The 13,564-nt window shown below is 66.1% G+C and carries 12 protein-coding genes; 11 read left to right on the forward strand and 1 reads right to left on the reverse strand.

What is annotated here, in order from left to right; all coding sequences use genetic code 11:
• Positions 1–50 precede the first annotated feature (50 nt).
• From J2R76_RS16015 to J2R76_RS16045, 7 genes are read left to right on the forward strand one after another with little or no spacing between them, the layout of a single operon-like run.
• A complete protein-coding gene (locus tag J2R76_RS16015) occupies positions 51–323 on the forward strand; it encodes a helix-turn-helix transcriptional regulator (RefSeq protein WP_050421592.1) in 273 nt (90 codons plus the stop codon).
• Complete coding sequence (gene hyfB / locus J2R76_RS16020) at positions 320–2,335, forward strand: hydrogenase 4 subunit B (RefSeq protein ID WP_253624160.1); 2,016 nt, start codon at positions 320–322, stop codon at positions 2,333–2,335. The genes J2R76_RS16015 and hyfB overlap by 4 nt, the downstream gene beginning before the upstream one ends.
• Positions 2,326–3,282, forward strand: coding sequence for a respiratory chain complex I subunit 1 family protein (locus J2R76_RS16025; RefSeq protein WP_028334457.1), 957 nt, complete (start codon positions 2,326–2,328; stop codon positions 3,280–3,282). Before hyfB ends, J2R76_RS16025 begins: the two co-directional genes overlap by 10 nt.
• A complete protein-coding gene (locus tag J2R76_RS16030; protein WP_016843065.1) occupies positions 3,282–3,944 on the forward strand; it encodes a hydrogenase-4 component E in 663 nt (220 codons plus the stop codon). Before J2R76_RS16025 ends, J2R76_RS16030 begins: the two co-directional genes overlap by 1 nt.
• A complete protein-coding gene (locus tag J2R76_RS16035) occupies positions 3,941–5,389 on the forward strand; it encodes a hydrogenase 4 subunit F (protein ID WP_057015242.1) in 1,449 nt (482 codons plus the stop codon). Before J2R76_RS16030 ends, J2R76_RS16035 begins: the two co-directional genes overlap by 4 nt.
• Before the next feature lie 18 nt (positions 5,390–5,407).
• Positions 5,408–6,919: an NADH-quinone oxidoreductase subunit C gene (locus J2R76_RS16040; protein WP_253624161.1), complete on the forward strand. Its 1,512-nt coding sequence runs from the start codon at positions 5,408–5,410 to the stop codon at positions 6,917–6,919.
• 12 nt (positions 6,920–6,931) lie between these two features.
• Entirely contained in the window at positions 6,932–7,465 is a 534-nt protein-coding gene (locus tag J2R76_RS16045) for an NADH-quinone oxidoreductase subunit B family protein (protein WP_057015240.1), read from the forward strand.
• Between the two features lie 210 nt (positions 7,466–7,675).
• Here J2R76_RS16045 and J2R76_RS16050 read toward each other — a convergent pair whose 3' ends face one another.
• Positions 7,676–8,686, reverse strand: a complete 1,011-nt coding sequence (locus J2R76_RS16050; RefSeq protein WP_057015239.1) for a LacI family DNA-binding transcriptional regulator — start codon at positions 8,684–8,686, stop codon at positions 7,676–7,678.
• A gap of 98 nt (positions 8,687–8,784) precedes the next feature.
• On the opposite strand from J2R76_RS16050, the gene J2R76_RS16055 reads away from it, so the two are divergent.
• The 4 genes from J2R76_RS16055 (at position 8,785) to J2R76_RS16070 (ending at position 13,558) form a co-directional block, all read left to right on the forward strand.
• On the forward strand, positions 8,785–9,657 hold the full coding sequence (locus J2R76_RS16055; protein WP_253624162.1) for a phytanoyl-CoA dioxygenase family protein: 873 nt from the start codon (positions 8,785–8,787) through the stop codon (positions 9,655–9,657).
• A 126-nt stretch (positions 9,658–9,783) separates the two neighbouring features.
• Entirely contained in the window at positions 9,784–11,130 is a 1,347-nt protein-coding gene (locus J2R76_RS16060; RefSeq protein ID WP_076824407.1) for an MFS transporter, read from the forward strand.
• A 3-nt stretch (positions 11,131–11,133) separates the two neighbouring features.
• Positions 11,134–11,994 carry a sugar phosphate isomerase/epimerase gene (locus tag J2R76_RS16065; protein WP_253624163.1) on the forward strand — a complete coding sequence of 287 codons (861 nt, stop codon included), beginning with the start codon at positions 11,134–11,136 and terminating at the stop codon, positions 11,992–11,994.
• A 58-nt stretch (positions 11,995–12,052) separates the two neighbouring features.
• Positions 12,053–13,558: a hypothetical protein gene (locus J2R76_RS16070; RefSeq protein ID WP_253624164.1), complete on the forward strand. Its 1,506-nt coding sequence runs from the start codon at positions 12,053–12,055 to the stop codon at positions 13,556–13,558.
• Positions 13,559–13,564 lie beyond the last annotated feature (6 nt).

The raw sequence follows: 13,564 nt of genomic DNA on the forward strand, positions 1-13,564 counted from the left end.
ATAAATAACATTAAAATAGACGCGAGTCTCAGATCGACGGCCATCAATCGATGATCACCGCGGCGCAGCTACGAGCGGCCAGAGCCTTGCTCGGCATCGACCAACGGCAGCTCGCCGAACTGTCCGGACTTTCGGTGCCAACCATCCAGCGGATGGAGGCGAGCGAAGGTACCATTCGCGGCAACGTCGACTCGCTCGTGAAACTGATCGATGCGCTCGGCGCAGCCGGCGTCGAGGTCATCAATGAGGGCGCCGTCAGCAGTGGCGGCGGCCGCGGGGTGCGATTGAAGGCCGGATCGGGCTCACCGAAGGTGCAGACATGATCCCGGCGGTCACTCAGCAGATCTGGTGTGTAGCCGCCCTGCTGGGAACGACCGCTCTCGCGATTACAACGAGCAGATCGCGCCAATCGACAGCCATCGTCTACGGCGCGACTTTCGCGATTTCGCTGATCGCGCTGGCCGGGGCCATGATTTCGCTCATCTCCCGTACCAGCGCGACGGAACTGGCCCTGCCGATCGGGTTGCCCTGGCTGGGATCGCATTTCCGCCTCGATGCGCTCGCCGCGTTCTTTCTCGTCGTGGTCAATCTCGGCGGTGCGGCCGCAAGTCTTTATGGCCTCGGCTACGGCAGCCACGAATCCGCGCCGCAGCGCATCCTTCCCTTTTTCCCGGCGTTCCTGGCCGGCATGAATCTCGTCGTGCTCGCCGACGATGCGTTCACCTACCTCTTGTGCTGGGAATTCATGTCGCTCGCCTCGTGGGCGCTCGTCATGGCGCATCACCGTGACGCGGATAATGCCCGCGCAGGCTACGTCTATCTCGTGATGGCAAGCTTCGGAACGCTGGCTCTGTTGCTTGCCTTCGGCCTGCTGGCGGGAGCGGGCGGCAGCTACAGCTTTGCGGCCATCCGCGCTGCTCAGCACACCCCGTCCGAAGCCGCACTGGTGCTCGCGCTGATGTTGCTCGGCGCCGGGTCGAAAGCCGGCCTGATCCCGTTGCACGTGTGGCTGCCGCTGGCTCATCCCGCCGCGCCGAGCCATGTCTCGGCGCTGATGAGCGGCGTGATGACGAAGGTCGCGATCTACGGATTCATCCGGGTCGTGTTCGATCTGCTCGGGCCGCCAAGCTGGTCGGCGGGTGTCGCGGTTCTCATCCTCGGCGGCGCCACGGCCGTCATGGGGATCCTCTACGCGCTGATGGAGAAGGATCTCAAGCGCCTGCTCGCCTACAGCACGATCGAGAACATCGGCGTCGTCTTCGCAAGCCTCGGCCTTGCGCTGGCATTTCAGGCGAACGGCCTTGGCCTCGCGGCCGCCCTCGCCTTCACGGCCGCATTGTTCCACGTGCTCAACCATTCGTTCTTCAAGAGCCTGTTGTTCTTCGGGGCCGGCGCGGTGCTGACGTCGACCGGCGAACGCGACATCGAGAAGCTGGGCGGCCTGATCCACCGCATGCCGCTCACGAGCTTCGTCTTTCTGGTCGGCTGCGTCGCGATCTCGGCGCTGCCGCCGTTCAACGGGTTCGTGTCGGAGTGGCTGATGTTTCAGGCCGTCCTGCAGAGCCCCGACCTGCCGCAATGGCTGCTGAAGATCATGGTGCCCGCGGTCGGCGCCTTGCTGGCGCTGGCCGCGGCGCTGGCCGCTGCATGCTTCGTCAAGGCCTTCGGCATCACGTTCCTCGGCCGCGCGCGGAGCCCGGCCGCGGAAGCCGCCGGCGAAGTCGATCGCTATTCGCTCGCCGCGATGTTCAGCCTTGCCGTGCTCTGCTTCCTCGCCGGCATTCTGCCCGGCCTGGTGATCGACGCGCTTTCACCGGTCGCGCAGACCGTGATCGGCCACCGGATGCCGCTTCAGGCGGACGATCCCTGGCTCTCGATCGTGCCGATCGAGGAGAGCCGCAGTTCCTACAACGGATTGCTCGTCTTTGCTTTCATCACCGCCGCGGCGTCGCTCGCGGTGTACTTTATCCATCGCTTTGCGTCGCGCGCGATCCGGCGCGGACCGGCCTGGGGTTGCGGCTTCTCCGACCCGACACCGGCGGCGCAGTATTCCGGCGTGAGCTTTGTGCAGCCGATCCGCCGCGTGTTCGGCACGCTGGTTTTCCAGGCCCGCGAGCATGTCGACATGCCTGCGCCGGGCGAACTGCGGCCGGCCCGCCTCAGGGTCGATATGCACGACCTGGTCTGGAAGCGGCTCTACACACCCGTGACTGACCTCGTGTGGTTCTTCGCCGATCGGCTGAACCAGCTCCAGTTCCTGACCATCCGCCGCTACCTCAGCCTGGTGTTCGCAACCCTCGTCACATTGCTGCTGGCGCTCGCGATATGGTCGTGATCTCGGACATCCTCGTTCAGCTCGGCCAGATGGCGCTCGTGCTGCTGCTCGCGCCGCTGCTGACCGGCGTCGTGCGCAAGATCAAGGCCCGGCTGTTGCGGCGGAAAGGACCGTCGATCTTCCAGCCCTACCGCGACCTGCTGCGGCTGCTGCGCAAGGAGGTCGTGCTCGCCGAAAACGCCTCCTGGCTGTTCCGTGTCACGCCCTATGTGACGTTCGCGGCCATCTGGGTCGCGGCGGCGCTGGTCCCGACCTTTGCGACCGGCCTGCAATTCAACTGGAGCGCCGACCTGATCGCGATCGTCGCCCTGCTCGGCAGCGCGCGCTTCTTCCTCGCGCTTGCCGGCATGGACGTCGGCACCAGCTTCGGCGGCATCGGCTCCAGCCGCGAGGTGATGATTGCCGCGCTCGCCGAGCCGGCCATGCTGTTGATGGTGTTCTGCGTCGCGCTGATTGCCGGCTCGACGCAGCTGTCGACGGTCGCGACCTTCATGGCGTCGTCGGAAGTCGGACTGCGCGTCTCGCTCGGCATGGCGATGATCGCCCTCATCATGGTGGCGCTCGCCGAAAACGCGCGCATCCCGGTCGACAACCCGGCGACGCATCTGGAGCTGACCATGGTGCACGAGGCGATGATCCTCGAATATTCCGGGCGCCACCTCGCCATGATCGAGTTCGGCGCCTTCCTCAAGCTGCTGCTCTACATCTCGCTGATCATCTGCGTGTTCTTCCCGTGGCAGATCACCACCGAAGGCGCGGGCCCGCTGTCCTATCTCGTGAGCGTTGCCGCCTACATCCTCAAGCTTGCGGTCGCGAGCTTCCTCCTTGCCGTGTTCGAGACCGCGACGGCCAAGATGCGGGTGTTCCGCGTCCCCGAATTCCTCGGCGCGGCGCTGATGCTCGGCCTGCTCGGCACGCTGCTTCGGTTCGTGTCACGGGGCTTCTGATGCACAACCTCGCCTTCGACATCGCCCATCTGCTCGCCGGCGGGCTCGTGCTGATCAGCTTCATGATGCTGTACCAGGACCGCCTGTACGCGCTGCTGAACATCTTCGCACTTCATGCCGTGGTGCTCGCAGCTTCCGTCGCCTGGCAGGCCTTCATCCAGAATGCGCCGCATCTCTACGTCACCGCAGCGATCGCACTGGTCTTCAAGGCGATCGTCATCCCGGTGGCGTTGCATCGGATCATCAAGCAGCTCGGCATTCATCGCGATATCGAGACCGCCGTGAGCATCGGTCCGACCATGCTTGCGGGCATGGGGCTCGTCGCCCTGTCCATGGTGCTGATGCTGCGCGTGACCGGCGCGGCCGATCCGCTGGCGCGGGAAGACCTTGCCTTCGCACTGTCGGTGGTGCTGCTGGGATTGCTCGTCATGGTGACGCGGCGCAACGCCGTCAGCCAGGTCGTCGGCTTCATGTCGCTGGAAAACGGCCTGGTGCTGGCCGCGACCGGCGCCAAGGGCATGCCGCTCGTCGTGGAGATCAGCGTCGCCTTCTCGATCCTGATCGCATTCATCGTGATCGGCGTGTTTTTGTTCCGCATTCGCGAGCGGTTCGACACCGTCGACGTCGGTGCGCTCGATGAATTCAGGGGGGAGCGCCGATGACTGCCGCGTCGGATGCCGTCACCTGGGTCCTGTTGATACCGATCACCGCAGCGGCGGTGCTGGCCGCGCTGCCCGGTTACCGGCTGACCGCGGGCCTCAATGTCCTGGCCAGTCTCGGCACCTTGCTGGCCGCGCTTTCGCTGCTCGTGGTCGAGCGCCCGCAACCCGGCCAGTACCTGCTGATCGACGACCTCAACATCGTCTTCATCGTGCTCAACACCTTCGTGGGATTCACCACGAGCGTGTTCAGCGCCAGCTATATCGCCCATGAACTCGAAACCGGACGGCTGACGCCGGGCTATCTGCGATTCTACCATGCCATGTATCAGGTGATGATGTTCGGCATGAACCTCGCATTCGTGTCGAACAATATCGGCCTGATCTGGGTCGCGGTCGAGGTCGCGACGCTCACCACCGTGCTGATGGTCGGCATCTACCGGACCCATGCGGCGCTGGAAGCGGCCTGGAAGTACTTCATCCTCGGCAGCGTCGGCATCGCGCTGGCGCTGTTCGGCACGATCCTGGTGTACATGGCCGCGCTGCCGGTGGTCGGCGAGGGTCAGGATGCCATGGTGTGGACGGTGTTGATCAACCGTGCGGCGACGTTCGACCCGGCATTGCTCAACGTGGCCTTCATCTTCCTGCTGCTCGGATACGGCACCAAGGTCGGCCTGGCGCCGCTGCACGCCTGGCTTCCGGATGCGCATGCCGAGGGCCCGACCCCGATTTCCGCCGTGCTCTCCGGCCTGCTGCTCAACGTCGCGCTCTACGCGGTGCTCCGCTTCAAGATCCTGCTCGCCGCCAATCCGGATGCGATATCGCCGGGCCCGCTGATGGTGACGATGGGGCTGACTTCGCTGTTGTTCGCGGCCTTCATGCTTTACCGCCGCCGCGACATCAAGCGGCTGTTCGCCTACTCTTCGATCGAGCATATGGGCATCATCGTGTTTGCGTTCGGCATGGGTGGCCCGCTCGCCAACTTTGCCGGCCTGCTGCACATGGTGATGCACAGCCTCACCAAGTCGGGAATCTTCTACGCGGTCGGCCACATTGCGCAGGTGAAGGGCACGCAGCGGATCGCCAACATTCGCGGCCTGACCGAGTCGCATCCGGCACTCGGCTGGAGTCTCGTGATCGGCGTGGTCGCGATCGCCGGCCTGCCGCCGCTCGGTATCTTCATGAGCGAATTTCTCATCGTCAGCTCCACCTTCGCGCGCCAGCCGCTGCTCGCCATCCCGCTGGTGTTCGGCCTGCTGCTCGCCTTCGGCGCGCTGATCCTGCGCCTGACCAGCCTTGCGTTCGGCGAGCCGCGCGGCAATGCCGCGCCGGCGGATGCGTCCTATTTGCCGATGTTCGCACATTTCGCACTGGTGCTGACTGCGGGCATCTACCTTCCGGGACCGCTGGTCGTCTGGTTCCAGCACGTCGCCAACCTGCTGGGTTAGCGCGAGGGAGAGCAGGATATGCCGAGGTTGATCGATCTGATCCGGGCGGGCCACAGGATCGAACGACATCATCCATGGCCGCGCGCCGTGGTCGACGGCGATACCTGGCGCGCCGCCGCTCACGCGCTTGCGGATGGCGGCCTGAGCCTGCTCGGGCTGTGGGGCGAGCCCTCGCGCGTGCACATGGCCGTCCTCGACGACCGCACGTCCGATATCGGCGTGATCAGCCTGGATTGTCCCGATCGCCAATTTCCTTCGGTTGCGGCCCATCATCCGTCGGCGCTTCGATTGGAGCGCACCCTGCACGACCTCTTCGGATTGCAGGCGACAGACACACCGGATTCCCGTCCCTGGCTTGATCACGGCCGTTGGCAAACGCGCTTCCCGCTCGGCGAACATCGCGATGCATCGGCGGACGCAGCGCCTTATCAATTCCTTCCGGCCGAGGGGGACAGCCTGCATCAGATCGCAGTCGGTCCGGTGCATGCCGGCATCATCGAGCCCGGGCATTTCCGCTTTACCGCGAGCGGAGAGACGGTCGTCCGCCTCGAGCAGCGGCTCGGCTACACCCACAAGGGTGTCGAAGGGCTGATGACGGGCAGCACGATCGAGCAGGCCGCGCGGCTCGCCGGCCGGGTCTCCGGCGACAGCACAGTCGCCTATGGGCTGGCGTTCGCGCAAGCCGTCGAGGCCGCGCAGCGGATTGCCGTGCCGCCGCGCGCATTGCTGTTGCGCGCGCTGATGGCCGAGCTCGAGCGGCTGGCCAATCATCTCGGCGATATCGGCGCGATCTGCAACGATGCGTCGTTTGCGCTGATGCAGGCGCATTGCGCCGTGCTACGCGAATCCGTGCTGCGCGCGGCCGACGCTGGATTCGGCCACCGCCTGATGCGCGACCTCATCGTTCCCGGCGGCGTCGCGCGCGATATCGCCGGCCATGGAGCCGACGCGATCCGGGCCGCGCTCGACCAGATCCGCCGGCATTTCCCTGCGCTGGTCGAGCTCTATGACAACACTGCCTCGTTGCAGGACCGCACCGTCAGCACCGGCATCGTTGCTCCAACGCTCGCCCGGCAATTCGCCGCCGGGGGCTATGTCGGGCGCGCGAGCGGCCGCGATCATGATGCCCGACGCAAGCCCGGCTATCTCCCCTATGATGGCCTCCGCTTCGAAGTCCCCGTCCTCAGCGACGGCGACGTCAACGCCCGGGTCTGGATCCGGATCCGCGAGGTTGAGCAGAGTCTCGCGCTGGCGTACCAGATCCTCATCGGCCTCGAGGCCGGCCCGGTGCAAGTGCCACTGCGCAATACGGCGGAGCCTTGCGAAGGCATGGCGCTCGTCGAAGGTTTCCGCGGCGACATCCTGGCCTGGCTGCGCCTGAACGGCGATCGGATCGAGCGATGCCATCTGCGCGATCCGTCGTGGTTTCAGTGGCCGCTGCTCGAGGCGGCCATCGAAGGCAACATCGTGGCGGACTTCCCACTCTGCAATAAGTCGTTCAACTGCTCCTATTCCGGGCAGGATCTCTGAGGGCTCGAGGCGATGCGCAAACTTCTGTTCCAGAGCCTGTTTCGCCAGCCATTGACGGAGCAGGCGCCGCGCCCGGACGACGCTGCGCTCGCGGAGCTCGCGGCCATGGTCGGCCGCACCGCACGACGACGCCTCGGCCGCAGCCTCTCGATCCGCGAGGTTGATGCAGGCTCCTGCAACGGATGCGAGCTGGAAATACACGCGTTAAGCAATGCGTATTACGACGTCGAACGATTTGGAATCCGGTTCGTCGCCTCGCCCCGTCACGCCGACGTGCTGCTCGTCACGGGTCCGGTCACCAAGAATATGCGCGAGGCGCTGGAGCGCACATACCGTGCGACGCCAGATCCCAAATGGGTTGTCGCTGCGGGCGATTGCGCCAGGGATGGCGGATGCTTCGCCGGCAGCTATGCCGTGGTTGGCGGAGTCTCCGCGGTTGTTCCGGTCGATCTCCATATTCCGGGTTGCCCGCCTTCGCCGATCGCCATCCTGCGGGGCCTCGTGACCTTGCTCGAGGCGGTCGACGCCGGGGTCGCGGCAAGGTGAAGGCACGGAAAGAAACGAGCACCTCCGCCCGCACCGTGGGCGAGGCGCGCTAGTGTCCCGAATCCGAAGTTCGCATCATTTGCCGCACCTTCGGAGCGAACTTCGGATTCGATAAGGACACTAGCAAACTTATGATTCTAGTGTGCTTTATGAATGCGAAGTTCGTGAAAGTGGCTGCCGCGAAATCGCACGAACCTCGCATTCAGCACACTAGCCGCTGTCGCGCAGCACCAGCTCGAAGCCGAGATCGACGCGGCGCTCGCCGCCGCGCTCCAGCGTCAGCGTCGCCGCGGTACGGCCGATCGCGTCGCCATGCACGCTGATCGTGCTCAGGGTCGGCGAGATCAGCTGGCCCATTTCGAGATCGCCGAGGCCGATCACGGCGACCGGCTGCGCCGATGCAGGCCCGTCGCGCAGCAGGCCGGCCTTGCGCAGCCCGGACATAAAGCCGATCGCATGCGCATCGTTGGCGGCGAACACCGCATCGACACCAGGCAGCCGTGCGTGCGCCGCCACGCTGCCGGAATCCTTGCGGTCCAGGATCAACCGGCGCGGCTCGGCAAGGCCGCCGGCCAGTGCCTCGTCCCTGAAGCCGAACCAGCGGCGCGTGCCGCGTGGATCGTCGCCGCCGATGAAGGCGAGCTGCTTGCGGCCCTGCGCGACCAGATGCTTCGCGACGGCGACACCGGCCTTGTAATTGTCGAAGCCCGCGACCGCGTCGATCGGGTTTGCCGGCAGATCCCAGGTCTCGACGATCGGGATGCGCGCATTGCGCAGCAGGCGGCTGCCCTCCTCGGTCGCCGGCGAGCCGACCATGATGATCGCCTCGGGCCGCCGCGACAGCAGCGCCGCCAGCATGCGGTCCTCGCGCGCCGCGTCATAGCGCGACTGCGCCAGGATCACGGAAACGCCGAGCGGCTCGAGCTTGTCGGACAGGCCCTGCACCGTGTCGGCGAAGATCGAGTTGGCGATGGTCGGCACCAGCACGCCGACCGAATTGGTCCGTGCGCTCGCCAGCGCGCCCGCCACCAGGTTCGGGATATAGCCGAGGTCGCGCATCGCCCGCTCGACCCGCGCCCGGGTCTCCGGCGCGACCAGGTCGGGCATCCGCACCACCCGGCTCACCGTGATCGAGGAAACGCCGGCGCGCTTGGCCACCTCTGAAAGGGTGGGCGCGGCACCGGCCGGGCCGGTCCCGGGGGCGGTCAGTTCGGAGCTCATGGGCCGAAGCCTGCACGATTCCGGGTTGCCAAGCCATGATGTTAGCGCTAGCATCACCTCATGTTAGCGCTAACATGGAACAAAAAGGGAGAAACGGCATGATTTCGGACGAACAGGCCCAGGCTTACAAGCGCGACGGGGTGATCGTGGTCCCCGAGGTGCTCAACCAGGAAACCCTGGCGAAGGTGCGCACCGTACTCGCGCAGCTCGTGGCCGGCGCCGCCAGCGTGAGCGAGCACACCGACGTCTACGACCTCGAGCCGGGCCATTCGCCTGACAATCCGCGCGTCCGCCGCATCAAGGCGCCGCACAAGGTGCACCCGATCTTCGACGAGATCGTGCGCAGCCCCGCCGTGATCTCGATCCTCACCAAGCTGATCGGCCCCGGCCTTCGCCTGCACGGCTCCAAGCTCAACATGAAGTCGGCGCAATACGGCTCGCCGGTTGAGTGGCATCAGGACTGGGCATTCTATCCGCACACCAATGACGACATCCTCGCGATCGGCGTGCTGCTCGACGATTGCGATATCGAGAACGGTCCGATGCTGGTGACGCCGAGGTCGCACACCGGCGCCACGATGTGGGATCATCACGGCGAGGACGGCCACTTCGCAGGCCTGATCGATCCCGACCAGATTCAGGACGACATCAAGCGCGCGGTACCCTGCATGGGCAAGGCCGGCAGCATGTCGTTCCATCACGTGCGCGCGCTGCACGGCTCGGCGACCAACACATCGAACCGGCCGCGCAACCTGCTGCTCTATGAAGTGGCCGCCAGCGACGCCTGGCCGCTGACGGGCGTCAAGGACTTCGACGAATTCAACAGCCGCCTGCTGGCGGGGCCTCCGGTGGTCGCGCCGCGGCTCACCGACGTACCGGTGCGGATGCCACTGCCGCCGGCCAAGCGACAGGGATCGATCTACGAGACCCAGTCGGCGTCGAAGAAATCCTACTTCACGCGCGCCGCTTAAGACCGACCACAATGCCCGCGGCCAGGCCGCGGGCATTGCTGCTTTCACGAGCACGATCCGCCGCGACAAACGCGGAGATCGTGCCCGATCAAGACGACCATAAAAACCAAAACAACGGGGAAACGAATGACCGAGATGGCAAGAGATGGCGCTCGCACATCGCGCCTGCGTGTGATCCTGGCCGCAAGCATCGGCTCCGCGCTCGAATGGTACGACTTCTTCCTGTACGGCACCGCCGCCGCGCTGGTGTTCGGCGAATTGTTCTTTCCGAAGAGCGATCCGGTGGTCGGCACGCTGTTGTCGTTCCTGACCTTCGGCGTCGGCTTCGTGGTGCGGCCGTTCGGCGGCCTTTTGTTCGGCATCCTCGGCGATCGCTATGGCCGCAAGCCGGTGCTGGTCTCCACGCTCCTGATGATCGGCATCGGCACCACCGCGATCGGCTTCCTGCCGACTTATGGGCAGATCGGGATCTGGGCGCCGATCCTCCTGGTCGCGATGCGCGTCATCCAGGGCCTTGGCGCCGGCGCCGAATATGGCGGCGCGGTGATCTATCTGGTCGAGAACGCACCGCCGAAGCATCGCGGCTTCTGGGGCGGCTTCGCGCCGCTCGGCGTCTCCGTCGGAAACCTGCTCGCGGCCGGCGCCTTCGCGCTGGTGACCATGCTGCCGCGCGAGGATTTGATGAGCTGGGGCTGGCGCCTGCCCTTCCTGGCGAGCTTCCTCCTGATCGTGGTCGGCATCTTCGTCCGCATGCGCATCACCGAGACGCCGGTCTACACCGAGGCGGTGGTCGCGCGCGGCAAGGTCGAGAGCAATCCGGCGATGGAGGCATTGCGCCGGCACCCGCGCAACTTCTTCGTCGTGCTCGGCGCCCGCATGGCCGAAAACGGGCTCGGCTATTTCTTCCCGGTGTTTGGGCTGAGCTACGTGATCACCACGCTCGGCGTGCCGAAAGCCGAGGCGCTCAGCGCGCTGATGCTGGCATTCACGGTCGAACTGTTTGCGATCCTCGGCTTCGCGGCATTGTCGGACCGGATCGGACGGCGGCCGGTCTACATGTTCGGCGCGCTGGCCGGCGTGGCGCTCGCCTTCCCGTTCTTCTGGATGGTCGGCACCAAGGAGTGGATCATGATCGCGCTCGCCTTCATCCTGGCGCGCGCCGTGGTGACGGCGGCGATGTTCGGGCCGCAGGCGGCGTATTTCGCCGAGCTGTTCCCGCCGCAACGCCGCTTCGCGGGCTTTGCCTTCGCCCGCGAGCTCGGCTCGCTGCTGTCGGGTGGTCCGGCGCCGTTCGTCGCAACCGCACTGGTGGCGGCCTATGGCACCTGGTGGCCGGTCGCCTGCTACGCGATGTTCCTGTCCGCCTGCACCGTCGTTGCGATCTGGATCGGGCCCGAGACCTACCAGGAGAATATCGCCGCCGACGAAGGCGAACAGGCCGAGCTGCCCACGGCGATCCCGGCGCGGGCCTGACCGGTGGCGCAGCAACTGCGCGTCCTGCAGTCGCTCTGGGCGATGGAGCGACGGCTGGCCGATGAGGGCGAATGGCCGCTGCAAACCCAGCTCGCGATGATCCGCGATGCCGGGTTTGACGGCGCCGGCGTGCGCTTCATCGATCCTGTCTTTGCGCGCGAGGCGACGAGCTTCCTTCGCGCGCATGGCATGATCTGGCAGGCGCAATGCTACCCGAAGAGCGTCGGCGGCCTGAAACCGGTGCTCGAGCTGGTCGCCCGGCTCGGCGCCGATCACGTCAATCTGCAGCCGGACGTTCGGCCGCGCCGGCTCGCGGATTGCATTCCCCTGCTCGAAGGCTGGCGGTGGCTTGCTGCCGAGGCCGGCATCGCCGTGCATGTCGAGACCCATCGCGACCGCATGACGACCGACCTGTTCTTCATGCTCGACCTGCTCGACTGCTTTCCCGATCTGCGGCTCACCGCCGATCTCTCGCATTATCTGGTCGGCCGCGAATTCGCCTGGCCGGTCGATGACGTCAACCACGCGATGATCCATCGCATCCTCGACAATGCCTGGGGCATCCACGGCCGCATCGCGAGCCGCGAGCAGGTGCAGGTCTCGCTCGGCTTTCCGCAGCACCAGGGCTGGGTGTCGCTGTTTATGGGCTGGTGGGACTACGGTATCCGCTCCTGGCGGAAACGTGCCGGTCCCGACGCGACCCTGACCTTCCTGTGCGAGCTCGGTCCCCCGCCCTATGCCATCACCGGGCCCGACGGCAGGGAACTGTCCGACCGCTGGCAGGATGCGCTGGTCATGAAGGACATGATCCGCGCGCTGTGGGATCGTATCGCGAACGAGCCGCAAGGCGCGCTCCCGCATTGATTCAAGCAGGCCGCGGCGGCATCCTGAACGCCCACAATCCGGAACGCCGCGAGGACTTGTGCGCGACCGCTGGGCTTATCCGCTTCGATGCCTCGCCGCCGTCTCGGCCATGGCAGCCTTCGCGCATACCAAGGCGGCCGCGGCAGAGCTCGCCCTGAATGTCGCGACCCTGCCGCGCGTCGCGACCATCGACCCGCGCTTTCAGTCCTACAACGTCGAGATGGTCGAGGTGACCGGCGGACAGTTCTGGAAGCCCTATGCAACCGCCGCCACGCGCCGGCGTGCAGAAACGGAGCGGTTCGCAGCTCGCGCTCCGATCGACCTGCACGATGGCAGGCTGCGCAAGCTCGCCGCAGCCCTCTCACCCGCCTATCTGCGCGTCAGCGGCACCTGGGCCAACAGCACGTTCTTTGCGGATTCCGAGACGCCACCGGCTGCACCGCCGGCCGGCTTCAACGGCGTGCTGACGCGACGGCAGTGGCGGGACGTGATCGAGTTCTCGCGTGCCGTCGACGCTCCGATCGTCACGTCCTTTGCGATCAGCGCGGGCGCGCGTGACGCCGCGGGGCAATGGAGCCCCGAGCAGGCCCGGCAACTTCTCGCTTTCACGCGATCGGCCGGCGGGCGTATCGCCGCAGCCGAGTTCATGAATGAGCCCGATCTGCCGACCATCGGCAGCGCCCCTGACCGCTACGATGCTGCGGCCTACGGCCGGGATTTTGCAGCGTTCCGCGCCTTCATGAAGGACACCGCGCCCGACGTGACGATCCTCGGCCCCGGCACGATCGGCACCGGCGCTGAGGCCCAAGCGCTTTTCGCCGCATCGGCAGCCGGCGTCGACGCGGTCTCCTATCATCACTATGGCGCGCTGTCGGCGCGATGCGGCGGTGATCGCAGGGCAAGGCATGCATTGTCGGACGAATGGATGGCGCGAACCGGCGAGAGCCTCGCCCTCTACGAGACGCTGCGCGACCAGCTTGCGCCGGGCAAGCCGATCTGGCTGACCGAGACGGCCGAGACCGCATGCGGCGGCAATCGCCTGGCCGCGACCTTCACCGACACGTTCCGTTACCTCGATCAACTCGGACGGCTGGCCAAGGCCGGCGTCCAGGTGGTGATGCACAACACGCTTGCGGCGAGCGACTACGGGCTGCTGGACGAGCGAACTCATCTGCCGCGGCCGAACTATTGGGCTGCGCTGCTGTGGCGGCGGTTGATGGGCACCATTGTGCTCGATGCCGGTATCGCGGAGCGTCACGGCTTCCATGTCTATGCGCATTGCGCGCGCGACATGCCTGATGGAATAGCCCTGCTCGTCATCAACAATGACCGGCGGATGCGGCACAAGCTCACGCTCTCAGCCGCCTCGCAACGTTACACGCTCGCGAGCGAAAAGCCTGCCGACGGCAACGTTCAGCTCAATGGCGCGACGCTCTTGCTCGGGACCTCTGACCGTAGCCCCGCCCTCAACAGCGACGCGGCTGTCGCCGGAACGATCGTCTTCGCACCCAGAACGATCACGTTCCTGATCGTCGCCGACGCCGGCAACGCCAATTGCCGGTAGCGGCCC

Source organism: Bradyrhizobium sp. USDA 4532 (assembly GCF_024171315.1).
Taxonomy (GTDB): Bacteria; Pseudomonadota; Alphaproteobacteria; order Rhizobiales; family Xanthobacteraceae; genus Bradyrhizobium; species Bradyrhizobium australafricanum.

Coding starts and splice junctions, on each gene's coding strand:
- J2R76_RS16060 (WP_076824407.1), top strand. CDS start 9,784: ATGACCGAGATGGCAAGAGATGGCGCTCGCACATCGCGCCTGCGTGTG.
- J2R76_RS16030 (WP_016843065.1), top strand. CDS start 3,282: ATGCACAACCTCGCCTTCGACATCGCCCATCTGCTCGCCGGCGGGCTC.
- J2R76_RS16055 (WP_253624162.1), top strand. CDS start 8,785: ATGATTTCGGACGAACAGGCCCAGGCTTACAAGCGCGACGGGGTGATC.
- J2R76_RS16025 (WP_028334457.1), top strand. CDS start 2,326: ATGGTCGTGATCTCGGACATCCTCGTTCAGCTCGGCCAGATGGCGCTC.
- J2R76_RS16035 (WP_057015242.1), top strand. CDS start 3,941: ATGACTGCCGCGTCGGATGCCGTCACCTGGGTCCTGTTGATACCGATC.
- J2R76_RS16040 (WP_253624161.1), top strand. CDS start 5,408: ATGCCGAGGTTGATCGATCTGATCCGGGCGGGCCACAGGATCGAACGA.
- J2R76_RS16045 (WP_057015240.1), top strand. CDS start 6,932: ATGCGCAAACTTCTGTTCCAGAGCCTGTTTCGCCAGCCATTGACGGAG.
- hyfB (WP_253624160.1), top strand. CDS start 320: ATGATCCCGGCGGTCACTCAGCAGATCTGGTGTGTAGCCGCCCTGCTG.
- J2R76_RS16015 (WP_050421592.1), top strand. CDS start 51: ATGATCACCGCGGCGCAGCTACGAGCGGCCAGAGCCTTGCTCGGCATC.
- J2R76_RS16050 (WP_057015239.1), bottom strand. CDS start 8,686: ATGAGCTCCGAACTGACCGCCCCCGGGACCGGCCCGGCCGGTGCCGCG.